Annotated in this window: 19 protein-coding genes and 4 pseudogenes; 14 read left to right on the top strand and 9 right to left on the bottom strand. The window is 62.0% G+C overall.

Going from position 1 to position 22,972, the window contains the following annotated elements; all coding sequences use genetic code 11:
• Positions 1 to 73: 73 nt before the first annotated feature.
• A complete protein-coding gene (brnQ, locus tag M1E04_RS15215) occupies positions 74 to 1,387 on the top strand; it encodes a branched-chain amino acid transport system II carrier protein (RefSeq protein WP_065986298.1) in 1,314 nt (437 codons plus the stop codon).
• A gap of 120 nt (positions 1,388 to 1,507) precedes the next feature.
• Here brnQ and M1E04_RS15210 read toward each other — a convergent pair whose 3' ends face one another.
• A complete protein-coding gene (locus M1E04_RS15210) occupies positions 1,508 to 1,759 on the bottom strand; it encodes a hypothetical protein (RefSeq protein ID WP_065986299.1) in 252 nt (83 codons plus the stop codon).
• A gap of 327 nt (positions 1,760 to 2,086) precedes the next feature.
• Here M1E04_RS15210 and htpG point away from each other — a divergent pair, with 327 nt between their 5' ends.
• Positions 2,087 to 3,991, top strand: a complete 1,905-nt coding sequence (gene htpG / locus M1E04_RS15205) for a molecular chaperone HtpG (protein WP_456291627.1) — start codon at positions 2,087 to 2,089, stop codon at positions 3,989 to 3,991.
• A 78-nt stretch (positions 3,992 to 4,069) separates the two neighbouring features.
• Positions 4,070 to 4,795 carry a dienelactone hydrolase family protein gene (locus M1E04_RS15200; RefSeq protein ID WP_456291626.1) on the top strand — a complete coding sequence of 242 codons (726 nt, stop codon included), beginning with the start codon at positions 4,070 to 4,072 and terminating at the stop codon, positions 4,793 to 4,795.
• 70 nt (positions 4,796 to 4,865) lie between these two features.
• Here the strand turns inward: M1E04_RS15200 and M1E04_RS15195 are convergent, their stop codons facing one another.
• Complete coding sequence (locus M1E04_RS15195) at positions 4,866 to 5,738, bottom strand: pirin family protein (RefSeq protein WP_456291625.1); 873 nt, start codon at positions 5,736 to 5,738, stop codon at positions 4,866 to 4,868.
• 82 nt (positions 5,739 to 5,820) lie between these two features.
• Here M1E04_RS15195 and M1E04_RS15190 point away from each other — a divergent pair.
• Both M1E04_RS15190 and M1E04_RS15185 read left to right on the top strand, forming a co-directional pair.
• Positions 5,821 to 6,696: pseudogene (locus M1E04_RS15190) on the top strand (MCP four helix bundle domain-containing protein); the annotation flags it as partial.
• Complete coding sequence (locus tag M1E04_RS15185; protein ID WP_456293203.1) at positions 6,691 to 7,554, top strand: methyl-accepting chemotaxis protein; 864 nt, start codon at positions 6,691 to 6,693, stop codon at positions 7,552 to 7,554. The pseudogene M1E04_RS15190 and the gene M1E04_RS15185, both read left to right, overlap by 6 nt.
• Positions 7,555 to 7,768: 214 nt before the next feature.
• Here the strand turns inward: M1E04_RS15185 and fabB are convergent, their stop codons facing one another.
• The 4 genes and pseudogenes from fabB to M1E04_RS15165 form a co-directional block, all read right to left on the bottom strand.
• Positions 7,769 to 8,989: a beta-ketoacyl-ACP synthase I gene (gene fabB / locus M1E04_RS15180; RefSeq protein WP_065986302.1), complete on the bottom strand. Its 1,221-nt coding sequence runs from the start codon at positions 8,987 to 8,989 to the stop codon at positions 7,769 to 7,771.
• A gap of 10 nt (positions 8,990 to 8,999) precedes the next feature.
• Entirely contained in the window at positions 9,000 to 9,515 is a 516-nt protein-coding gene (gene fabA / locus M1E04_RS15175) for a 3-hydroxyacyl-[acyl-carrier-protein] dehydratase FabA (RefSeq protein WP_065986303.1), read from the bottom strand.
• A gap of 210 nt (positions 9,516 to 9,725) precedes the next feature.
• Positions 9,726 to 10,106: pseudogene (locus M1E04_RS15170) on the bottom strand (response regulator); the annotation flags it as partial.
• Positions 10,107 to 10,174: 68 nt separating this feature from the next.
• A pseudogene (locus tag M1E04_RS15165) lies at positions 10,175 to 11,663 on the bottom strand (ATP-binding protein); the annotation flags it as partial.
• Between the two features lie 313 nt (positions 11,664 to 11,976).
• On the opposite strand from M1E04_RS15165, the gene M1E04_RS15160 reads away from it, so the two are divergent.
• The 9 genes and pseudogenes from M1E04_RS15160 to M1E04_RS15120 all read left to right on the top strand — a co-directional run bounded on the left by M1E04_RS15160 (position 11,977) and on the right by M1E04_RS15120 (position 19,708).
• The gene (locus M1E04_RS15160) at positions 11,977 to 13,002 is read left to right on the top strand and encodes an NAD(P)H-dependent glycerol-3-phosphate dehydrogenase (protein ID WP_456291624.1); all 1,026 of its coding nucleotides are present in this window, start codon (positions 11,977 to 11,979) and stop codon (positions 13,000 to 13,002) included.
• Positions 13,003 to 13,021: 19 nt separating this feature from the next.
• A pseudogene (locus M1E04_RS15155) lies at positions 13,022 to 13,342 on the top strand (DUF4389 domain-containing protein); the annotation flags it as partial.
• A 215-nt stretch (positions 13,343 to 13,557) separates the two neighbouring features.
• Positions 13,558 to 14,016 (top strand): phosphohistidine phosphatase SixA, encoded by a 459-nt coding sequence (gene sixA, locus M1E04_RS15150; RefSeq protein ID WP_456291623.1) that lies wholly within the window; start codon positions 13,558 to 13,560, stop codon positions 14,014 to 14,016.
• 80 nt (positions 14,017 to 14,096) lie between these two features.
• Positions 14,097 to 14,540 (top strand): hotdog fold thioesterase, encoded by a 444-nt coding sequence (locus tag M1E04_RS15145; RefSeq protein WP_456291622.1) that lies wholly within the window; start codon positions 14,097 to 14,099, stop codon positions 14,538 to 14,540.
• Positions 14,541 to 15,194: 654 nt separating this feature from the next.
• Positions 15,195 to 15,431, top strand: coding sequence for a hypothetical protein (locus tag M1E04_RS15140; protein ID WP_456291621.1), 237 nt, complete (start codon positions 15,195 to 15,197; stop codon positions 15,429 to 15,431).
• A 448-nt stretch (positions 15,432 to 15,879) separates the two neighbouring features.
• Complete coding sequence (locus M1E04_RS15135) at positions 15,880 to 16,713, top strand: alpha/beta fold hydrolase (RefSeq protein WP_456291620.1); 834 nt, start codon at positions 15,880 to 15,882, stop codon at positions 16,711 to 16,713.
• Entirely contained in the window at positions 16,710 to 17,564 is an 855-nt protein-coding gene (locus M1E04_RS15130; protein ID WP_296313831.1) for an alpha/beta fold hydrolase, read from the top strand. The genes M1E04_RS15135 and M1E04_RS15130 overlap by 4 nt, the downstream gene beginning before the upstream one ends.
• A 138-nt stretch (positions 17,565 to 17,702) precedes the next feature.
• Positions 17,703 to 18,533 carry a DUF4892 domain-containing protein gene (locus M1E04_RS15125; RefSeq protein ID WP_456291619.1) on the top strand — a complete coding sequence of 277 codons (831 nt, stop codon included), beginning with the start codon at positions 17,703 to 17,705 and terminating at the stop codon, positions 18,531 to 18,533.
• Between the two features lie 122 nt (positions 18,534 to 18,655).
• A complete protein-coding gene (locus M1E04_RS15120; protein ID WP_065986311.1) occupies positions 18,656 to 19,708 on the top strand; it encodes an AI-2E family transporter in 1,053 nt (350 codons plus the stop codon).
• A 69-nt stretch (positions 19,709 to 19,777) separates the two neighbouring features.
• On the opposite strand, the gene xopAW is transcribed toward M1E04_RS15120, so the two are convergent.
• The 3 genes from xopAW to M1E04_RS15105 form a co-directional block, all read right to left on the bottom strand.
• A complete protein-coding gene (gene xopAW, locus M1E04_RS15115) occupies positions 19,778 to 20,578 on the bottom strand; it encodes a XopAW family type III secretion system calcium-binding effector (protein ID WP_456291618.1) in 801 nt (266 codons plus the stop codon).
• Between the two features lie 289 nt (positions 20,579 to 20,867).
• The gene (locus M1E04_RS15110) at positions 20,868 to 21,947 is read right to left on the bottom strand and encodes an ATP-binding protein (protein ID WP_456291617.1); all 1,080 of its coding nucleotides are present in this window, start codon (positions 21,945 to 21,947) and stop codon (positions 20,868 to 20,870) included.
• A complete protein-coding gene (locus M1E04_RS15105) occupies positions 21,944 to 22,696 on the bottom strand; it encodes a response regulator (RefSeq protein WP_192136169.1) in 753 nt (250 codons plus the stop codon). The genes M1E04_RS15110 and M1E04_RS15105 overlap by 4 nt, the downstream gene beginning before the upstream one ends.
• Positions 22,697 to 22,972 lie beyond the last annotated feature (276 nt).

Raw genomic sequence — 22,972 nt, 5'->3', positions numbered from 1 at the left:
AGGGCGGGCAGCATTTCCCCCACCCTCAGGGAAATCCTCTTCTTAATTCCGATTCAGCAGTGTGGTTTCCTCAATGAAAGTGTTGAAAGGCCAGGACATTCTGGCACTGGGTTTCATGACGTTTGCGCTGTTCGTGGGCGCTGGCAATATCATCTTCCCTCCGATCGTAGGCCTCCAGGCTGGCCCCAATGTATGGATGGCCGCGTTGGGCTTTCTGGTCACGGCGGTCGGCCTTCCGGTGGTCACCGTGATCGCACTCGCCAAGGTAGGCGGCGCAATGGACGCCTTGAGCAGTCCAATCGGCAAGGTCGCCGGAACCATCCTCGCCGCCGTCTGCTACCTGTCCGTGGGTCCATTGTTCGCCACGCCGCGCACGGCGACGGTGTCGTTTGAAGTCGGCCTGGCGCCCTTAACCGGTGAAAGTCCGCTCGCGCTGTTTCTCTACAGCCTGGTTTATTTCGTGCTGGTGTTCTGGATTTCGCTTTATCCGGGTCGTTTGCTCGACACCGTCGGCCGTTTCCTGGCGCCACTGAAAATCATTGCTTTGGCCATCCTCGGCATCGCCGCGTTTGTCCTGCCGGCGGGTGACGTCGGTATTGCCGAACCTGCCTACGTCGCCGCGCCGTTCTCCCAAGGCTTCATCAACGGCTACCTGACCATGGACACCTTGGGCGCGCTGGTTTTCGGCATCGTCATCGTCAACGCGATTCGCTCCCGCGGTGTCGAGTCGCCTCGGTTGATCACCCGCTACGCCATCATCGCCGGCCTGATCGCCGGTGTGGGACTGGCACTGGTGTACATCAGCCTGTTCCGTCTGGGTTCCGACAGCCACGCCATCGCTGCCGGGGCAACCAATGGCGCCGCTGTGTTGCATGCCTACGTCCAACACACCTTCGGCACGTTGGGCAGCAGCTTCCTTGCCGTGCTGATCTCGCTGGCGTGTCTGGTGACCGCCGTCGGCCTGACCTGCGCCTGCGCCGAATACTTCAGCCGCGTGCTGCCCCTGTCTTACAAGACGCTAGTGATTCTGCTGGCAGTGTTTTCCCTGCTGGTGTCCAACCTGGGCCTGACCAAGCTGATCCAGTTCTCGATTCCGGTGCTGACCGCGATCTACCCGCCGTGCATTGCACTGGTGGCGTTGAGCTTCTGCAAGGATTTCTGGCACGAGCAGGGGCGGATCGTGGCGCCGGTCATGCTGGTGGCGTTCCTGATCGGTGCGGTGGATGCGGTGAAGGGCTCTGCGCTGGGTGTGTACCTGCCGGATGCGCTGGCTCATCTGCCCTTGAGCGAGCAAGGCCTGGCATGGCTGATCCCGTCGCTGATCACGCTGTTCGTCGCGTTCGTCGTGGACCGCATGCTCGGCAAGCGCAGCGAGGCACTGGCCTGAGGGGGGGAGGTTGGCGCGCCGTGAAAGCGATGCGCCGATCACTCTGAAGCAGAGCTGATCATTTGATAGAAAAAACAAAGCCCGCTTAATGCGGGCTTTGTTTTTTGAAACTCTGGAAACTTACTGCTTAGTTGCAGGTGCTGCCTGGTTCGCTTCTTTAGCGCGCTCTTGAGCGGCTTCAGCGTTCTTTTGAGCGGCTTCCTGACTTTCTTTGGCAGCGTCGTTCACTTTGTCTTGCGCTTTTTGCATCGATTCTTGCGACTGCTCGGCAGCCTTGTTTGCATCTTGCTGTTTATCTTCGGATTTTTTGTCACAGGCGGCGAGGCCCAGAGTGGCAGAAAGCATCAGGGCAATAGCTAAAGATTTACGCATGGGGTGTTTCTCCTTATTGGTCATCAACGTGCCTTCGAGCACTCGGTTATTAGGTTAGTTCCATGTTCCGTCGGGATAAATACATAAGCGTCCCGGCGACGTAATCACTGAGCCGAAGAGAGACTGTGATCGTTTGTGCGCCGTCCTCAGCCATGAGATCGGCGGCCCGAAGATTTTCAGAGGGTGAAGATTCTGCACTGACCGCACGCCTGTCCCTTGAAATCGTCTCCCCAGCCCCCACCTTGATGACAACGCGCTGCTCCGAGCCGCCTTGGGCGTTTCGAGCAGCTCCCCCTATTTGTGTGGACTGATTGGAGTTTGATGACCATGAGTGTGGAAACTCAAAAGGAAACCCTGGGCTTCCAGACCGAGGTGAAGCAGCTGCTGCACCTCATGATCCATTCGCTGTACTCGAACAAGGAAATTTTCCTTCGCGAGCTGATTTCCAACGCGTCTGACGCGGTGGACAAGCTGCGCTTCGAGGCACTGTCCAAGCCTGAGCTGCTGGAAGGCGGCGCCGAGCTGAAGATTCGTGTCAGCTACGACAAGGATGCCAAGACCGTTACCCTGGAAGACAATGGCATCGGCATGAGCCGCGAAGATGTCATCACGCATCTGGGCACCATCGCGAAGTCCGGCACCGCCGACTTCATGAAGAACCTGTCCGGTGATCAGAAGAAAGATTCCCACCTGATCGGCCAGTTCGGTGTCGGCTTCTACTCCGCGTTCATCGTTGCCGATCAAGTCGAAGTGTTCACCCGTCGCGCCGGCCTGTCCGCCAGCGAAGGTGTGCACTGGTCGTCGAAAGGCGAGGGCGAGTTCGAAGTCGCCACGATCGAGAAAGCCGATCGCGGTACGCGCATCGTGCTGCACCTCAAGAGCGCCGAAGACGAGTTCGCTGACGGCTTCCGTCTGCGCAACATCATCAAAAAGTACTCCGACCACATCGCCCTGCCGATCCAGCTGCCGAAAGAACAGGCGTCGGTCGAAGGCGAAGCCGAGCCTGTTGAAGAGTGGGAAACCGTCAACCGTGCCAGCGCCCTGTGGACCCGTCCGCGTACTGAGGTCAAGGACGAGGAATACCAGGAGTTCTACAAGCACATCGCCCACGATTTCGAGAACCCGCTGAGCTGGAGCCACAACAAGGTTGAAGGCAAGCTGGAATACAGCTCGCTGTTGTACGTGCCGGCCCGCGCGCCGTTCGATCTGTACCAGCGCGAAGCACCGCGCGGCCTGAAGCTGTACGTGCAGCGCGTATTTGTCATGGACCAGGCGGAATCGTTCCTGCCGCTGTACCTGCGCTTCATCAAGGGCGTGGTCGATTCCAACGACCTGTCCCTGAACGTGTCCCGTGAAATCCTGCAGAAAGATCCGATCATCGATTCGATGAAGTCCGCGCTGACCAAGCGTGTGCTGGACATGCTGGAGAAGCTGGCGAAAAACCAGCCGGAAGAATACAAAGGCTTCTGGAAAAACTTCGGTCAGGTGCTGAAAGAAGGGCCGGCCGAAGACTTCGCCAACAAAGAAAAAATCGCCGGCCTGTTGCGCTTCGCATCGACCTCCGATGACAGCGGCGAGCAAATCGTGTCGTTGACCGACTACCTGTCGCGCGCCAAGGAAGGTCAGGACAAGATCTACTTCCTCACCGGCGAAAGCTACGCCCAGGTCAAGAACAGCCCGCACCTCGAAGTCTTCCGCAAGAAAGGCATTGAAGTGCTGCTGCTGACCGACCGCATCGACGAGTGGCTCATGAGCTACCTGAGCGACTTCGACGGCAAGGGCTTTGTCGACGTGGCACGCGGTGACCTGGATCTGGGCAAGCTTGATTCCGAAGAGGACAAGAAAGCCCAGGAAGAAGTCGCCAAGGACAAGGAAGGCCTGATCGAGCGCCTGAAAACGGCGCTGGGTGAGGCCGTCAGCGAAGTGCGGGTTTCCCACCGTCTGACCGATTCGCCGGCGATTCTGGCGATTGGCGAGCAGGACCTGGGTCTGCAGATGCGTCAGATTCTGGAAGCCAGCGGTCAGAAGGTGCCGGACTCCAAGCCGATCTTCGAATTCAACCCGTCGCACCCGCTGATCGGCAAGCTGGACAACGAGCAGAATGAAGACCGCTTCGGTGATCTGTCGCACATCCTGTTCGACCAGGCTGCGCTGGCGGCCGGCGACAGCTTGAAGGATCCGGCGGCCTACGTGCGCCGCCTGAACAAGTTGTTGGTTGAGCTCTCGGTTTAACATCAGCGTCACGGCAGAACCCGCTTCGGCGGGTTTTGTCATTTAATCTCCCTCCATCCTTATCAGCAGGAGTTCGCTATGAGCAATGTGACCGTGCAGTCCATCGTGTATGAGATCGATGGCGTGAGCTACGAGAGTCGTCTGGCCTTCACCGAAGGCGGTCAGGCCTTACCGGGTCTGGTGATGGCGCCTAACTGGATGGGTGTCAGCACAGATGCCGAGCAGATTGCCAAAGACGTGGCGGCGAAGGGCTATGTAGTGTTGCTGGCGGACCTGTATGGCCAGCAGGTGCGCCCGTCCAATGGCGATGAAGCGGCGGCTGCCATGATGCCGTTGAAAAATGATCGCGTGCTGTTGAACACGCGCATGAAGGCTGCACTGGATCAACTGACCGCGCAGACCATTGCCACCGTCGACACGTCCCGGCTGGCGGCGTTTGGCTTCTGCTTCGGCGGTTGCTGCGCGCTGGAACTGGCGCGCACCGGTGCATCGTTGAAGGCAGCGGTGTCCTTCCATGGCACCCTCGACACCCCGAACCCGGCTGACGCCAACAACATCAAGGGCAAGGTGCTGGTGATGCACGGCGCGTCCGACCCTCTGGTGCCGAAGGAGCAACTGCCGGCGTTTGAAGCTGAAATGAACGCTGCCAATGTCGACTGGCAACTGCTGAGCTACGGCGGCGCGTTCCATTCCTTCACCGACCCGCACGCCAACAACCCGGGCGTGCAGATGTACAACCCTATCGTCTCGAAGCGTGCGTTTACCTCGATGCACAACCTGCTGGACGAAGTGTTCGCAGGCTAATGTGATGTTTTAACTGTTGTGAGAGTGCCCCTCCGGTCACTCCCACAGAGTCCGGGCAGGCCGCGGCCAATCAGCGCTTCGGCCTGCTGCCCACCGGCAATTCAATCCGCTCTACTTCCTCCGGCACGGTCGGCCAGTCCCCGGCCGCCCATTTCGCCCTGGCCTGTTCAATCAGTGCCGGATCGCTGGCGACGAAATTCCAGTTCATCCTTCTCGGCCCATCCAGGGGCGCACCGCCAATCAGTACAGCGTGGCATTCGCTTTCCGCACACAGCGTCGGCTCGCTCCCTGCATCCAGCACCACCAGGCTGCGCGGCTGCACCGGCTCGGCGTCCAGCAGCAGCTCACCTTCGATCACGTACAGGGCGCGCTCCTCGTGCTCGGCCGGGATTCGCAGCGTTGTCGCGGTCTGCAGGTTCAGTTCGGCGTAAAGGGTGGGCGACAGCACCGGCACAGGCGACTTCAGGCAAAACCCTTCGCCGGCAATCAGGCGGATACGAATGCCCATGCCGTCGCTGACCGGCAGTGTGTGGGCGGGGTGATGGCTGTAATGTCCGGCCCCTTGCTCATGGGACTTGGGCGACGCCAGCCAGACTTGCAGGCCATGCAGTCGCGAGCCGCTGGCGTGCAGCGCTTCGGGCGTGCGCTCGATGTGGGCGATGGCGCTGCCGGCGGTCATCCAGCTGACCTCGCCGGGTCTGACGTGCTGATCACTGCCGAGGCTGTCCTTGTGTCGGATCTCGCCTTCGAACAAGTAGGTCAGTGTCGAGAGGCCGATGTGCGGGTGCTGACGGATGTCCATGCCGGTGCCGGGCGCGTAGGCAGTCTCCAGCATGTGGTCGAAAAACACAAAAGGCCCCACGCTCCGGCATCGCGCAGCGGGGAGGGGACGCAGGATCGGTTGGCCTTCGACGTCTTCAGCGCGGGGAATGATGGTCAGCATGATGGCGTTCTCTCGGGACATGGCACACAGGATATAGATCACCCGCGCAGTTGGCTTTAACCGTGGTGTAGCACGCTCCGTAATGAATTATTACGAAGTGCTTAGGGGGTTGTCCTACAGAGCGTCATCTGTGAGCCGACATCACGGGCAACTGCTCTCTTCAGAGCAACGTCTTGGGAAGGGACCAAGTATGACCGTGAGAAACATGAATATCGCACCCAGGGCCGCCCTCGGTTTTGGCGTGCTCGCTTTGTTGGTATTCGGTCTTGGGGCCTTCGCATTGCTACAGATGTCGAGCATGCGCAAGCAGTCGGACGAGGTCGAAAACAAGTGGCTGCCCAGCGTCATGGAGCTTGGCACCATGGGCCAGGACCTGATGCGGATTCGCACCCTGACGCTGCGCCTGATGCTCAACCGCAGCCCGGATGCGCTGCGTGACAACACCGGCAAGCTCGATCAGCTCAAGGCGGGACTGCAGACCACCCAGCAACACTACGCCGCCTTGATCGGAACTCCCCGCGAGCGTGAGTTGTACGAAACGTTCGCAGCCGCTCAACAGGCTTATTTCCAGCGCCAGAACCAGGTCATGGCGCTGTCCGCTGCCAGTCAGGTGGAAGACGCGATGCAACTGGTCAACGGCGAAATGAACCAGTTCGCCGACAAGATGACCCTTGCGCTGACCGATCTGACGGCGCTGAACAAGGAAGGTGCAGGGCAGGCGAGCCATCTGGCTCGGGCGGTATTCTCCAGTGCGTTTGCGTGGGTCATTGGCATGATGCTGCTGACGGCGTTCATCACTCTACTGCTGGCGTGGGGATTGACCCGCAGCATCGTCAGGCCGATCGCCCAGGCGTTGGGCATTGCTCAGGTGGTTGCAGCGGGTGATCTCACTGCGCAGATCGTCGTGGAGGGCCGTGATGAACCCGCCCGGTTGTTGGAGGCGCTCAAGACCATGCAACAGAATTTGCGCAGCACGATCATGCGCATTGCCGATTCCTCGAACCAACTGGCGTCGGCCTCGGAAGAGCTGAGCACCGTCACCGAAGACGCCACCCGGGGCCTGCATCAGCAGAGCCTGGAAATCGATCAGGCGGCGACGGCGGTCAACGAGATGACTGCGGCGGTCGAGGAAGTGGCGCGCAATGCGGTGGCCACGTCCGAAGCGTCCGGAGAGTCTGACCGGGTTGCCCAGCGCGGTCGTCAGCAGGTCCAGCAGACCGTAGCGTCCATTGCCCATCTGGCCGAAGACGTGACCGACGCGGGCGAGCAGATGCAGACCCTGGCGCAGAAGGTGTATGGCATCAGCAAGGTGCTGGACGTGATTCGCTCGGTTGCCGAGCAGACCAATCTCCTGGCGTTGAACGCCGCGATTGAAGCAGCGCGGGCAGGGGAGGCGGGACGCGGCTTTGCCGTGGTGGCGGATGAGGTGCGCGCACTGGCGCACCGGACGCAGTCATCGACGCAGGAGATCGAACAGTTGGTGGGCGACATCCGCCAGGGCACCGATCAGGCCGTGGCCGCCATGCAAGGCAGCAACAGCCGCGCGCAGACTACGCTGGAGCTTGCGCAGTCCGCCGGGGTGGCGCTGGATGACATCGCGGCGGCGATCACCCTGATTACCGAGCGGAACGAAGTCATCGCCAGCGCGTCGGAGCAGCAGGCACAGGTTGCACGCGAGGTTGACCGCAATCTCACCAACATTCGCGACATCTCGCTGCAAAGCTCGGCAGGCGCCAACCAGACCAGCGCGGCCAGCCACGAGCTGTCGCGACTGGCGACCGATCTTAACGGCATGGTTGCATCGTTCTCGGTGTGACACCGAACCCCGGTTCCACGGAATGCACGCGGTGCTCTCGTAGGACCGGCTTCAGCCGGGAAGGGGCCGGTCTGGGCACTAGCAATCCTGTGGCGTGACGCCCGATGTGTTCCCGGCCAAAGCCGGTCCTGCGAAATCAGGTCCGAGCCAATGCATTTTAACCGGCCACAAAAAAGGCGCCCCGAGGGGCGCCTTTTGTCTGCAACTGACTGGATTACTTGCCAGTCCAGCGCTTCATTACCAGGGTGGCGTTGGTGCCGCCAAAGCCGAAGCTGTTGCTCATCACCAGATTCAGCTCGGTGTTTTCGCGGGTCTTGGTCAGGATCGGCATGTCGGCAACGGCTGGGTCCAGCTCGTCGATGTTGGCCGAACCGGCCATGAAGTTGCCTTCCATCATCAGCATGCAATAGATCGCTTCATGAACGCCGGCGGCGCCCAGGGAGTGACCCGACAGGCTCTTGGTGGAGCTGATCGCCGGGGCCTTGTCGCCGAACACTTCACGCACGCCTTCCATTTCCTTGACGTCGCCGACCGGAGTGGAAGTGCCGTGGGTGTTCAGGTAGTCGATGGTGCCATCAACCGTGGACAGCGCCTGCTGCATGCAGCGGATGGCGCCTTCGCCGCTCGGAGCGACCATGTCGTAACCGTCGGACGTGGCGCCGTAGCCAACCAGCTCCGCGTAGATCTTCGCGCCACGGGCGAGAGCGTGTTCCAGCTCCTCGACCACGACCATGCCGCCGCCGCCGGCAATGACGAAACCGTCACGGTCAGCATCGTAGGCACGGGAAGCCTGTTCCGGGGTGTCGTTGCGTTTGCTGGACAGCGCGCCCATGGCGTCGAACAGGAACGACTGGCTCCAGTGCTCCTCTTCGCCACCGCCGGCAAACACGATGTCCTGCTTGCCCATCTGAATCTGTTCCATGGCGGTGCCAATGCAGTGAGCACTGGTGGCGCAGGCAGACGCGATGGAGTAGTTCAGGCCCTTGATCTTGAATGGCGTCGCCAGACACGCAGATACCGTGCTGCTCATGGTGCGGGTCACGCGGTAGGGGCCGACGCGCTTGACGCCTTTCTCGCGCAGGATATCCAGCGCTTCCATCTGGTTCAGCGTCGATGCGCCGCCCGAGCCGGCAATCAGACCGGTACGCGGGTTGGACACCTGCTCTTCGGTCAGGCCGGAGTCGGTGACAGCGTCTTTCATCGCCAGGTAGGCATAGGCAGCGGCGTGGCCCACAAAGCGGAAGATCTTGCGATCGATCAGCTCTTCAAGGTTGAGGTCGATGGAGCCCGACACCTGGCTGCGCAGACCCATTTCGGCGTATTCCGGATTGAAACGGATGCCAGGGCGAGTTGCACGCAGGTTGGCGGAGACGGTGTCTTTGTCATTGCCCAAGCAGGAAACAATGCCCAGACCAGTGATAACGACGCGGCGCATGCGAATACCCTTAGAAATTTTCAGTGGAAGTGAAGACGCCGACACGCAGGCCTTCAGCGGTATAGATTTCACGGCCGTCCACGCTGACCGAACCGTCGGCGATCGCCAGGTTCAGCTTGCCTTTGAGGACGCGCTTGATGTGAATGTTGTAGGTGACCTTCTTGGCAGTCGGCAGGACCTGGCCGAAGAATTTCACTTCACCCGAGCCCAGTGCGCGACCGCGGCCCGGCAGGCCTTGCCAGCCCAGGAAGAAGCCGACCAGTTGCCACATGGCGTCGAGGCCCAGGCAACCTGGCATCACCGGGTCACCTTCGAAGTGACAGGCGAAGAACCACAGGTCCGGGGTGATATCGAGTTCGGCGACCAATTCACCTTTGCCGAACTTGCCGCCTTCTTCACTGATGTGGGTGATGCGATCAACCATCAGCATGTTGGGGGCGGGCAATTGCGCGTTACCTGGGCCGAACAGCTCGCCGCGACTGCAGCGCAGCAGGTCTTCCCGGGTAAAGGCGTTTTGTTTGGTCATGCGAGCTCCTCGATAATCCTGTGCGGCAGGGTGTGGCGTTACGTACCCAATCTGGCCAGCGGGTCATCCCTCTGCTGGCAGCCTACTCATAGACTATTGCGTTGTAGTGAAAGTCACAGCACGGGTGAAATGAATGTACACCTGTGCACTGAAATTTTTCGTCCGCGCGTTGGCGTGGGTCGAATCGGCACACAAGACTGCCGGAATTTATCATTTACCGCCAGTCGCAGGTGGCTTAATGGTCAGCCAACGCTGCAAAACCTGCTGTAAATCAGTACGTTTGAACGGCTTGGCCAGGTAATCGTTCATTCCGGCTTGCAGACAAATGTCCCGGTCGCCGTGCTGAGCGTTGGCGGTCAGGGCAATGATGGGCAGCGTCGTCAGCCCCGGCAGCAGTCGGATTCGGCGCGTCGCCTCGTAGCCATCCATGACCGGCAGCCGGCAATCCATCAGGATCAGCGCGAAGCGCTCCCGACTGGCCATGTTCACCGCTTCAAGGCCATCCGCCGCCACGCTCACCTGCAAACCCAGGCTGCGCAGCATTGCCTCGACCACCGTGCGGTTCACCGGGTTGTCCTCGACCAGCAACACGCAGGCATCGCGGCTCTGGGGCAATTCAGCCACGGCGCCTGATGCGGGTTCGATCACCGGCTGTTGAACCCGCTGCAGCGGGATTTGCAGCTGGAACACCGAGCCCAGTCCCTCGCTGCTCTGCGCCTGCAGCGACCCGCCCATGCGTTCGGCCAGATTGCGCGCAATGGGCAGGCCCAGGCCAGTGCCGCCGTAGCGTCGGGAGATGGAGTTGTCCGCTTGCTGAAACGCGTCGAACATCGATTCCAGCAGGTCGGGAGAAATCCCGATGCCGCTGTCGCGTACCGCGCAGGTAAACCGAACGTGGTGGGGGTCGGCGAGGGTGAAACCCGCCTCGACGCGCACGCTGCCACATTCGGTGAATTTCAGCGCATTGCCGATCAGGTTGACCAGGATCTGCCGGATGCGCGTAGGGTCGCCGGTCACCTGCAACGCCTCCATCGAAGGCGGTAACTCCAGTTCCAGTGCCAGACCGCGCTGCTGCGCGTTGTGGGCAAACGCCTGAACCGAGGTGCTGATCAGGTCGGCGAGGTTGAATGGAATGCTTTCCAACTCCAGCGCATCGCGTTCGAAGCGGGAGAAATCCAGAATGTCGTTGATAACGCGCAGCAGGTGTTCGGTGGATTCCATGGCCAGCGCGGCGTATTCGGCCTGCTCGTCGGTCATCTTCGTGGTTTCCATCAACTGCAGCATACCCAGCACGCCATTCATGGGCGTGCGCAGCTCGTGGCTCATCATGGCCAGGAATTCGGACTTGGCATTATTGGCGCGTTCGGCTTCTTCGCGGGTGCGGATGAGCTCGTCCATCGCTTGCTTCTGCTCGCGGCTGGCCTTCTCCAGGCCCAAAGCCAGATTGTTGATGTGCCGCGCCAGATCGCCCAGCTCGGCATCATCTGCAACGGGCAGCGGCGCCGAGTAATCGCCGCGCTGGATGGCCTTCACCGCCGCGCTCATGGCGCTGATCGGCTGGGAAAGGCTCAGCGACAGACGTCTGGCCAGCATGTAAGTAAACAGAAGGGCGAACATCGCCAGCACACCCGCTTTCAGCAGTATCTCCTGCTCGCGCTGATTGAAGGCGTCACTGGACATGCCCACCAGCACGCGTCCCAGATAGCCTTCGACCGGCACGCTGATGGCGTTATCGGAAACGGCCTTATTGGCATCCTCGATCGGCTGTGCAGATCGGGCTGGCTGCAGGCGGATGGGCGCCTGGAACACTTCCATTTGCCGCGAATGCCCCTGTTCCGCGGCGGGTTCGACATGAACGAGTACCTTTCCGGCACTGTCGCGCACTTCGAGAAAACGCACGTGGGGCGTGTTCATCGTGGCGTTCATGAGGTTTTCGAGCACCGCGTTATTGCCGACGATGACGCCGTACTCCGAGGCGGGGGCCAGCTGGTTGGCGATGAGTTGCCCGGTGTGATTGAGCTCCTGTCGCAGGTCCTGAATCCGCACCACGGTGAAGAAGCTGATCAGCAACAAGGTCAGTAATAACGCCGGGCCCAGGCTGAGGATCTGCGTCCGGGTGCTGATGTTCCAGCCGCGTTGAGCCGTCACGAGGGGGTTCCGGCGGTCTGCGCCCGGAGGGTTTGCCGATGTTCAGGCATGGCGAAGCCTGACGGGGGACGGGCGGTGGACGCTTGGTGTCATGTGACGGATCTCTTCGGGAGCACCCTGACGATAGCTCATCGGCGCCATTGAGGAATTTTCATCTCAGGGACGCATCTTAACCGAGCTGTGGGCAATTTCCTCGGCAAGAGTGGGGGATGGCCTGTAAGTTCGTGGGGTCACCTTTTGCCGCTGGCCGCGAGCCTGGGGCTCCGTATAATGCCTGCATCGCCAGATGTGATGGCCCTGAATGGATTGTTTTATGACCCAGCAGCAACCAATGGCGGTCCTTGGCGGCGGCAGCTTCGGGACCGCAGTGGCCAATCTGTTGGCCGGCAACGGTCATCGGGTGACGCAGTGGATGCGCGATCCGGAGCAGGCCGAGGCGATTCGCGTCAATCGCGAGAACCCGCGCTACCTCAAGGGCATCAAGGTGCTCGAAGGCGTTGAGCCGGTCACTGACCTGCACGCCACGTTGCAAGACAGTCAACTGGTTTTCGTCGCGTTGCCGTCCAGTGCCCTGCGTGGCGTACTGACCCCGCACGTCGACCTGCTCGCGGGGAAAATGCTGGTCAGCCTGACCAAGGGCATCGAGGCCGACACCTTCAAGCTCATGAGCGAGATCCTTGAGGACATCGCGCCCGCTGCGCGAATCGGCGTGTTGTCCGGCCCCAACCTGGCCCGCGAAATCGCCGAACACGCCCTGACCGCCACGGTGGTCGCCAGCGAAGACGAGGACCTCTGTCAGCAGGTTCAGGCTGCACTCCACGGCCGCACGTTCCGCGTGTACGCCAGCGCTGACCGTTTTGGCGTGGAGCTGGGCGGCGCGCTCAAAAACGTCTACGCCATCATTGCCGGCATGGCGGTGGCGCTGAACATGGGCGAGAACACCAAGAGCATGCTGATCACTCGCGCGCTGGCGGAAATGACCCGTTTTGCGGTCAGTCAGGGCGCCAATCCCATGACTTTCCTGGGCCTGGCCGGGGTCGGCGATCTGATCGTCACCTGCTCCTCGCCGAAGAGCCGCAATTACCAGGTCGGTTTTGCCCTGGGGCAGGGCCTGAGCCTCGACGAAGCGGTTACCCGGCTGGGTGAAGTCGCCGAGGGCGTCAACACGCTCAAGGTGCTGAAGACCAAAGCGCAGGAGTTGCAGGTTTACATGCCGCTGGTGGCCGGGCTGCACGCCATTCTGTTCGAGGGCCGCACGCTGGAGCAGGTCATCGAGCTGCTGATGCGCGCCGAGCCCAAGACCGACGTCGATTTCATTTCAACCAGTGGTTTCAACTGATCCCCACACGGAGAAGCTCTTGAACGAATCAAAACTCAAGCAACACGAATCGATCCTGCTGCGCATCCTGTGGATGGTGCTGTTTGTGCTGGTCTGGCAGGTGGCGGAAGTGGTTCTAGCGGTGGCCGTCCTGGTGCAGCTGGTTTACCGGCTGTTCAACGGCGCGCCGAGCCTCAGCGTGATGTCATTTGGCGACAGTCTGAGCCAGTATCTGGCGCAGATAGGCCGCTTCGGCACCTTCCACACCGATCAGAAGCCTTGGCCATTCGCCGATTGGCCAACGCCGCGTGCGCCTGAAGGCGAGGCGCCACACGTTGCCACGGTCAAGCCGCAACCGGCGCCTTCTGCTCCGCAACCCGCTGCAGCCACGCCGCCTCCGGCACCCGTGACGCCGCAGCCGGTTCCTGCTGCGACGCCACCGGTTTCCGACACGCCGCAACCTGGCTCCGAAACCTCGCCGGCGGTTCCCGACACACCGGACGCCGCTGCCGACACATCGCCCTCGCCACCGGCGCCGATTACGCCGCCGTCCACGCCGGGCGAAGGGCCAAAACTGTGAAGGTCTGGATTCTGCGCCATGGCGAGGCGAAACCTCAGGCCCCTACGGACGCCGAGCGGGAGCTGACCGCCAATGGTCGCGAAGAGGTTTTGCGCAGTGCCGCTCACCTGATGGGGCAGCCCGTGCAGCGGATCATCGCGAGCCCGTATGTGCGTGCCCAACAGACCGCCGAGCTGGTCAGTCAAGCGCTTGGGTTCACGGAGGCCATCGTGACCGTGCCGTGGCTGACGCCCGACTGCAATCCGCACAAGGTGCTGGAGCAACTGGATGCGTACAGTGCGGAGAATGTCTTGCTGGTCAGTCATCAACCGTTGGTGGGCACGTTGATCGGGCTGGCGGTACATGGCTCGTTGCAGCAGGCGCAACCGATGCACACCGCCAGTCTTGCTCAGCTTGAGGCGGATTTGCCGCTTGCTGGCGCGATGGAACTAGTGGATGTTCGGCACGTTGAATGATGGCAGCGGTGAGCGGTTGTCAGCGCTCCCGGTGTTGAATGAGAGAAGTGGTGCAAACCCTCCAATAGCAAGGAAGAACCATGAGTGTATGGCGTAGCCCTCCGGACCTTGACGCGCTTAATGCGAAGCAGAAGAACACCATCGGTGAGGTGCTGGATATTCGGTTTGAGGCGGTCGACGATCTGTCTCTGACGGCGAGCATGGCGGTGGATGAGCGCACTCATCAGCCTTATGGTTTGTTGCACGGCGGCGCGTCGGTGGTGCTGGCGGAGACGGTGGGCTCTACGGCCAGTTATCTGGTGATTGATACGGATCGGTTTTTTTGTGTGGGGATTGAGGTCAACGCGAACCATTTGCGCGGGGTGCGCAGTGGGCGGGTGACGGCGGTGGCGCACCCGGTGCATATCGGGCGCACGACCCATGTCTGGGACATTCGTTTGTCGACGGAGGATGGCAAGGCCTGTTGCATTTCCCGGTTGACCGTGGCGGTAGTGCCGCATGGGGAGCAGCCTCCTTCTCGCTGATGTATGAGGTGCTTTGGTCCAAGATCAAGAGCGTCTGCCTGGGGGCAGACTGTTTCGCCTTCGGCGAGTTACTTGATAAAGCCCCAAGTAACCAAGGGCTTGTGCTCCTGGTTTGGCCCTTACTTCGTCAGGGTTCCTTCACTCCGGCCTCGCTCCGTGGGCCCGCGCCGAACGGACATTCATGTCCGCAACGGCGCTCACGCCGCATCCATGCGGCTCGGCCCACTGCGCGAGACCTGCGTTCAGCCTGCACCCAAGTCGCGTTTCGTGGTGTCCGGACTTTTTGCGTATGAAGATCAAAAGCAGATCAAGGGCTTCCCGGCTGAAGCCGGTCCTACGGTCTAGTAGCGTCGCTACCCCCACTGACTGCACGCGCTGCTTTTCGTGGGACCGGCTTTAGCCGGGAAGAGGCCAGTCCAGGCGCCGGTATTTCCTGAGCTCTAACATCTGATCGTTCCAAGCTTCAAGGGGACTGATTTATTTACAGCGCTTCACCGTAAATCAATCTGTCCCCGGTGTACCGAGATTGCAAAACTCGCCGCCGAACTCTCGACGCCCGAGAAGACCAAGGCGAGAGCGGGCGAAACTGCACTGAGCCGATGGCTGGCGCGTATCTACGACGACCAGTCGCTCAACAGTGTCGAGTTTCAGCAATTGCGTGATGAGGCTGATCGCAGGCTGGACGCGTTGAAGGAGCTGTATCCGGAAAGTGATGGTCTCGGCACTTTTCAGAAAGCCGCAGATGACGCCGTGCAGCAGATGCAGGTGGGGATTTTGAGTTTTAAAAAGAGGCACTTGCCCGAGGAGGCAAAGGCAAACATTCAGGAGGCGTACGCCTTCCAGGTCGCCTATATCCAGGCGTCTCTGGACCGTTTCACACAGATGCTCTGAGCCGGTTGGACCTGCGGCTCGATCCATTGCGCGAGACCTCCGTTCAGCCGGCACCCAAGTCGCGATTGGCGGTGTCTGAGCGTTTTGCGTAGGAAGATCAAAAGCAGATCAAGGGCTTCCCGGCTGAAGCCGGTCCTACGGTCGGGGGGCGTCGCTACTCCCGCTGACTGCACGCGCTGCTTTTTGTGGAACCGGCTTTAACCGGGAGGAGGTCAGTCCTGACGCCGGTATTCCTGAGCTCTGACACCTGATCGTTCCCACGCTCCGCGTGGGAATGCCACGCCTTACGCCTTCCCGGCTAAAGCCGGTCCCACTTTATCGTTCAAACGCACCCTATAAACACGCCCATGACCGGAGTGGCCTCATCGATGGCAGTTCCGGTCATTGCCGCCCCTGTCGGGCGGTGCGCACAATCGCGGCTTGTTCTGGTTGCTCTGGGTGCGTCGGCATGGCTCAACTTCTGTTTTTCGCTCACGCCAATGGCTTCCCGTCGGGCACGTACGGCAAGTTGTTCGCGGCGCTCGGGCCTGAGTTCGAGATTCGGCATCTGGAGCAGCATGCCCACAACCCGCAATTTCCGGTGACGGACAACTGGCCGGAGCTGGTGGATGAGTTGATTCACCATGTGCGCGAGCAGGCTCAACCGGTGTGGGGCGTCGGGCATTCTCTGGGCGGTGTGCTGCATTACCACGCGGCGTTGCGTCATCCCGAGCTGTACCGGGGTGTGGTGATGCTTGATTCGCCAGTGCTGACGCGGTTCGATCAGTGGATGATTCGCGCGGCCAAGCGCTTTGGCTTCATTGATCGCATCACGCCCGCAGGCCGGACCTTGGGGCGCCGGGAGGTGTTCAGCAGCGTCGAGGCGGCCCGGGAATACTTTGCCGGCAAGTCGCTGTTCCGGCGTTTCCATCCCGAGTGCTTCGAGGCGTACCTGCGTCACGGGCTGCAAGCCGATGGCGACGGGTTGCGCCTGCGTTTCGATCCTGCGACCGAAATCAGCATCTACCGCAGCGTGCCCCACACCAGCCCCGGCCTGGCGCGTCAGTTGCGTGTGCCGTTGGCGATGGTGCGGGGCGAAAGCAGTGACGTGGTGCGGCGCCACCATGCGCTGTCGGTTAAAAGCATGCGCGAGGGCGTGTATCTTTCCGTCCCCGGCGGGCATATGTTCCCGCTCGAACATCCCGAGGACACCGCCCACATGCTCAGAACGCTGTTTTCCCGCTGGACGGCCAGAGCCAACGCCACAACCGCTGACGCCGCTCTGCAGCGAGCCCGCGCATGACCTGTTCGGTAGAAGAAATCCGCCTGAGCCTGCCCCATATTGAACTGGCGGCTCATCTGTTTGGTCCCCAGGACGGCATTCCGGTAATCGCATTGCATGGCTGGCTGGACAACGCCAACAGCTTCGCGCGCCTGGCGCCCAGGCTTGAAGGGCTGCGGATTCTGGCGCTGGACATGGCCGGGCATGGTCACTCCGACCACCGTCCGCCAGGTTCGGCCTATGGTTTGCCGGACTATGCCCACGATGTGTTGCAGGTGGCGGGGCAGATGGGCTGGGAGCGGTTTTCCCTGCTGGGTCATTCGTTGGGAGCGATCATTTCGGTGATCGTCGCGGCGGCTGTCCCCGAGCGGGTGAGTCGTCTGGGTTTGATCGACGGCCTGGTGCCTCCAGTGGGCGAGCCGGAGTCTGTCGTCGAACGAATGGGTGCGGCGCTGAAGGCGCAATTGACCCAGCAGAGCAAGCGCAAGCCGGTCTATTCGGACATGGACCGGGCAGTAGAGGCGCGGATGAAAGGCATGGTCGCGGTCAGTCGCGAGGCCGCCGAGCTGTTGGCCCAGCGTGGCTTGATGCCGGTGCCAGGTGGTTACACCTGGCGCAGCGACAGCCGGCTGACATTGCCCTCGGCGATTCGTCTCACGCGAGCGCAGGCGCTGTCTTTCGTCGCGGCGGTGCGCTGCCCGGCGCATTTGATCGTTGCCGAGGAGGGCATGCTGGCGCAGAACCGGGAGCTGCTGGCCAGCGTTCCTTTTACGGTGACGTCCTTACCGGGCGGGCACCATCTGCACCTCAACGATGAGGCGGGTGCGCGCTCTGTTGCAGACTGTTTCAATCGCTTCTTCGCCGTTCCTTGACTTGCGACCTGCAACTGCCGAGGCTGGGGCAGTTGAAACAGGAGACTGCAAGATGGACCACTGCCCACGCCTCACCGTTTTATTTTCATGCTCGCCGCGCGTTGTCGCGGCTTTGTTTTGCCTGCCGATTGCCCTGCCATGAGCGCATCCATCACGTTCACCCATGCGCTGGCTCTGACGTTGCTGCTCACCGGGCTCAGCGCCGTTACCCAGGCGGCTGACGTTCCCGGCAGTCAGGACTTGCCCAATCTGCCGCGACTGGAAGACGCGGAAATCGTCGATTATCGGCCTGCCGTTGAGCTGGAACGCATCTACCCGCTGGGCTCGATCCGCAAGATCAGCGGCCAGCTGCGCTTCGACGGGCAGGTGGCCGGGCGCGGCAACGTTACCGCCATCACCTACCAATTACCGGTCGAGCACAGCGCCGACGAAGCATTCACCGCCGCCCGTGAAGCGCTACAGCAGCAGGGCGCGCAGTTGCTGTTCTGGTGCCAGGCGCGGGATTGCGGCGAAAGCAGCCTGTGGGCCAACGAGGTGTTCGGCAACGCCAAGCTGTATGGCGCCGACAACGGTCAGTCCTATTTGCTGTTGCGCCTGGCCGCCCCGGCGGATAACACCCTCGTGGCGTTGTACGGCATCACCCGTGGCAACCGCCGGGCGTTCCTGCACGTCGAGCAATTTCAATCGGGCACGCCGCTGGGGGAGTTGCTGCCGACGTCCGCGACCCTGTTGCGCGAGTTGAAAAGCACCGGCGAGCTGGAGCTGCCGATGCTGACCGCAGAGCCGCAGGAGCCCTGGATCACCTTGCTGTCACGGGGTTTGAATCTGGACAGTACCTTGCGCGTGACGCTGTCCGGTGAGCAGCGCGAGGCATGGCGCCAAGCGCTGGTGGGCAAAGGCGTGCGGGCTGCACGGCTGGAAGCGGGCGATCGGAAAGAACCCGCCCTGACCCTCGAACTCATCCGCTGAGGCGGGCTCTATTCCTGTCTTGAAAAACTGACCTGGCTGTCGGGATGGGGCGGGCTGCGTGCCAGGCCACCCTGTTCGCCGGTATGCTCAGCGGATTCGACCCCTCTTTTGCGGAATGACCGATGTTCAATAACGATCGCCTGTTGGTGCAGATCCTCCTGCTCGCGCTGCTGGGCGCCTGCCTGTGGGTAATGGCGCCGTTCTGGTCGGCGCTGTTCTGGGGCGCGGTGCTGGCGTTCGCCAGTTGGCCGCTGATGCGTCTGCTGACCCGTGCGCTCAAGGGGCGGGAATCCCTCGCGGCGGCGATTCTGACCCTGGGCTGGATGGTACTGGTGCTCGCGCCGCTAGTCTGGCTGGGCTTCAATCTGGCGGATCACGTGCGCGATGCAACGGCGTTCGTCAAGGACGTGCAAGTGGACGGGCTGCCCGATCCACCCACCTGGCTGGCGGGCGTTCCCCTGGTGGGCGAGCGGCTGGTGGGTTACTGGAACACCATCGACCAACAGGGCGCGGCGTTGCTGGTCAGCGTCCGGCCTTATCTGGGTCAGGTCGGCAACTGGCTGCTGGCGCGCAGTGCGCAAATCGGCGGCGGCATTCTTGAGCTGACCCTGAGCATCGTCTTCGTGTTCTTTTTCTACCGTGACGGGCCGCGGGTGGCGGCGTTCGTGCTCAGTCTGCTGGAACGGCTGATCGGCGATCGCGCGCAGTACTACCTCGACCTGGTGGCGGGCACGGTGCAACGGGTGGTCAACGGTGTGATCGGCACGGCAGCGGCCCAGGCAGTGCTGGCGCTGATCGGTTTCCTGATTGCCGGCGTGCCGGGCGCGTTGGTGCTGGGCATCGGGACCTTCCTGCTGAGCCTTGTGCCCATGGGCCCACCGTTGATCTGGATACCGGCCACGGCGTGGCTGGCCTGGAGAGGCGATTACGGCATGGCAATCTTTCTCGGCCTGTGGGGCACGTTCATCGTCAGTGGCGTCGATAACGTGCTCAAGCCGTATCTGATCAGCCGCGGCGGGAATTTGCCGTTGGTGATTGTCTTGCTGGGGGTGTTTGGCGGGCTGCTGGCATTCGGCTTCATCGGTCTGTTCATCGGCCCGACGCTGCTGGCGGTGGCCTACAGCTTGCTGCTGGACTGGGTCGCAGACAATCGCGCGCGGCAGCCGGTCAAGTAGCTCACACCCTTAAAAAACACGCGCATAAAAAACCGCCACCGGGCTGAGCTCGGGGGCGGTTTTTTTTCGTCAGGCCGAGGTGCTGACGTATTTGCCGGACGTGGCGCTGCCATTGAGGTTGTAGCGGTCACTGAGGGCCGCAATCATGCGGTTCAGTGCCTCAGTGGGCTGGGTGGTGGTGTGCGAAGTGGATGTTTGCGTCGAGGCGGTCTGGCTGCTGGAGGACGAGGCGCTGGCGGAATTCGTCGTGCCCTGCAAGGCGCTGGTCAGTTCGGCGGCAGTGATGCTGCCGTCACTGTCGCTGTCCAGGCTGCTGAACAGGTCGCTGGTGTCTTGCGCAGACTGCGGAGGTGGCGGTTGTTGGGTCTGCAGGCTGGCGGTCAGTTCGTCGAGGCTGACGGTGCCGTCCTTGTTGGTGTCCAGGGCATCGAACACTTTATTGCTGTCGGCGCTGCTGTCTGAACTGCTCAACGCCGTGGTCAGTTCAGCGCTGCTCACCGTCCCGTCGCCGTCGCTGTCCAGCGCACTCAGCAGGTTCTGCGCGTCGTCCTCCGCGGAGCTGGCGTCCATTTGCATCGGCGGAGGCGGCGGTGGCGTCAGTGCGGCCAGTTCGTCGGCGTCGAGGCTGTCGTCGTCATTGCTGTCGAGATCGCCGAACGCCTTGCTCAGGCTGACGGTGATGCCGTCTTTGGAATCCGACGAAAGCGCCGAGCTCAGCTCGTCCTTGTCGACGCTGCCGTCACCGTTGGCGTCGAGTTTCTTCAGTAAATCGTCGGCAAACTTCTTGCTGTTGGCGGTGCTGGTGGTGCTGCTCGTGCTGGCACTGTTGTAACTGGAATAACGGCTGCTGCCGCTGACGCCTGTGATCATCGGACTGACTCCCCATCAGATGGATAATGCCGGGGCGGTGCTCCGGCTTATGCAGCGTCCCGGCAAGGCGTGTCGTGGGTGTGTTGGGTTTGTACCGGCGAGCGTACGTCAGCGGTTGCGCCAGGCTTCGCTCAGTGGGACCTGCTTCAGCCGGGAAGAGGCCAGTCCGAACACCGTCATATTTGCGGTGTGACGCCTGACGAATTCCCGGCTAAAGCCGGTCCTACACTAAGTTCGATCGCCAGCACCACCGAACGCACCCGGTCCCATCGCTTATGGCGAGGTCGGGTCAGGTTCGCGGCAGATCCAGCACGGCGGTCAAGCCGCCGCCGGGTGTTTGTTCGAGGCGCAGGTCGCCGCCCATTTGGCGTGCGGCTTCCCGGGCGATGGTCATGCCGATGCCGACACCACCCGAGTTGCGATTGCGCGAACTCTCGACGCGATAGAAGGGCTCGAACACCACTTCACGCAGGTCTTCGGGAATGCCGGGGCCGTGATCGATGACGCTGACCCGCAGGCGATCGCTGGCGTCTTCGATCTCCACGCGGGCATGCCCGGCGTAACGCAGGGCGTTGTCGATGAGGTTGTTCAGGCACGAACGCAGGGCCATGGGCTGGGATCTCAGCGGCCGGCAGGTGCCGCTCGCCTGGATGTCGTCGCCGTTGTCCTGGGCGTTTTCCGCCAGGGATTCGATCAGCGCCTGCACGTCGAAATACTGCAGCGCTTCGCTGGTGCGCTGTTCGTTGAGGTAGGTCAGGGTCGCGTCGAGCATGCCGATCATGTCGTTGAGGTCCTGGCTCATCTGCCCGTGCAGCCGCGGTTCGTCGATCTGCTCGACCCGCAGTTTCAGGCGCGCGAGGGGCGTGCGCAGGTCATGGGAGACGGCGGCGAGCATGCGCCCGCGCTGTCGCACCTGTTCGCGAATGCGTTCCTGCATCAGGTTGAACGCCTGCGCCGCCTGACGTGCCTCGCGCGGGCCATTGGCGGCCAGCGGCGGGCTGTCGAGGTTTTCGCTGAGGCGCTCGGCGGCTTCGCTCAATCGGCGGATCGGCCGGCTCAGGGCCTTGGCGCCGAACCAGGCGGCGAGCACCAGGCTGATCAGCTGGAACAGCAAGGGCACCAGCGGAATGCCGAGCAGTGGCGTGCGACAACGCGGAGGGTAAGGGCGCCGGTCGTCCTCGTCGGTTGCAGCGTTGCGTTCGGGTGGCGGCTGCATCTGGCTGGCGATGGGTTGGTCGCAGTTGGGCGGAGGCGGCATGCGCGGCCCGTAGTAGTGAAACCAGACGAACGCCAGCAGGTGGGCGAGGACGATCGCCAGCAGCGCCCCGCCAAACAGCCGGGCAAACAGGGTGTCGGCCGAGCGGATCAACCAATCTCCCGGGCGTCGAACATGTAGCCTTCGCCGCGCACGGTTTTGATCAGTTGCGGCGATTTCGGGTCATCGCCGAGCTTCTGGCGCAGGCGCGAGACGAGCAGGTCGATGCTGCGATCAAACGCTTCGATGGAACGTCCGCGGGCTGCATCCAGCAGTTGTTCGCGGTTGAGCACGCGGCGCGGCCGTTCGAGGAAGACTCTCAGCAGGCGGAATTCGGCGTTGGACAAGGGCACGACGAGGCCGTCCGGCGCGGTCAGTTGGCGCAGGACGCTGTTCAGGCGCCAGTTGTCGAAGCGCAGGGTGGTGCGTTCTTCGGTGCGGTCGTCGCGCACGCGGCGCAGGATGGTCTGGATGCGGGCGACGAGTTCGCGTGGCTCGAAGGGTTTGGCCATGTAGTCGTCAGCGCCCAGTTCCAGGCCGATGATGCGGTCGGTGGGTTCGCAGCGGGCGGTGAGCATGAGGATGGGGATGTCGGAGGTGCTGCGCAGCCAGCGGCAGAGGGAGAGGCCGTCTTCGCCGGGGAGCATGAGGTCGAGGACGACGACGTCGTAGGTGTCTTCGGTGAGGGCCAGGCGCATGGCGTTGCCGTCGGTGACGCCGGTGCTGTGGATGTTGAAGCGGGCGAGGTAGTCGCAGAGCAGTTCGCGGATGGGGATGTCGTCGTCGACGATGAGGGCGCGGGTGTTCCAGCGGCGCTCTTCGCTTGGCGCGGTGGCGGTGGGGCTGTCGGGTGTTGTCTGCATGGTGCTGCCGCCGTGTGGTGCCGCCGATTGGGCCGCGGGTAGGAGTCGACGCTGCCATGCTACTTCGCTGGCGAGCGGGGCGGAAGGGTGATGGGGGCAGGTGTCGGTGGATTGTCTTGAATGTATCAAGGTCGGTACACGGCTGACCTGCCGTGCTCTGTATCAAGATCAAGGGCGTCTGCCTGGGGGCAGACTGTTTCGCCTTCGGCGAGTTACTTGGAAAAGCACCCCAAGTAACCAAGGGTGCTTGCTCCTGGTTGGGCCCCTCGTTCCTCG

Source organism: Pseudomonas sp. AK106, assembly GCF_053903055.1.
Note: the sequence above shows the minus strand (reverse complement) of the source record. Positions and strands in the feature narration are given on the sequence as shown.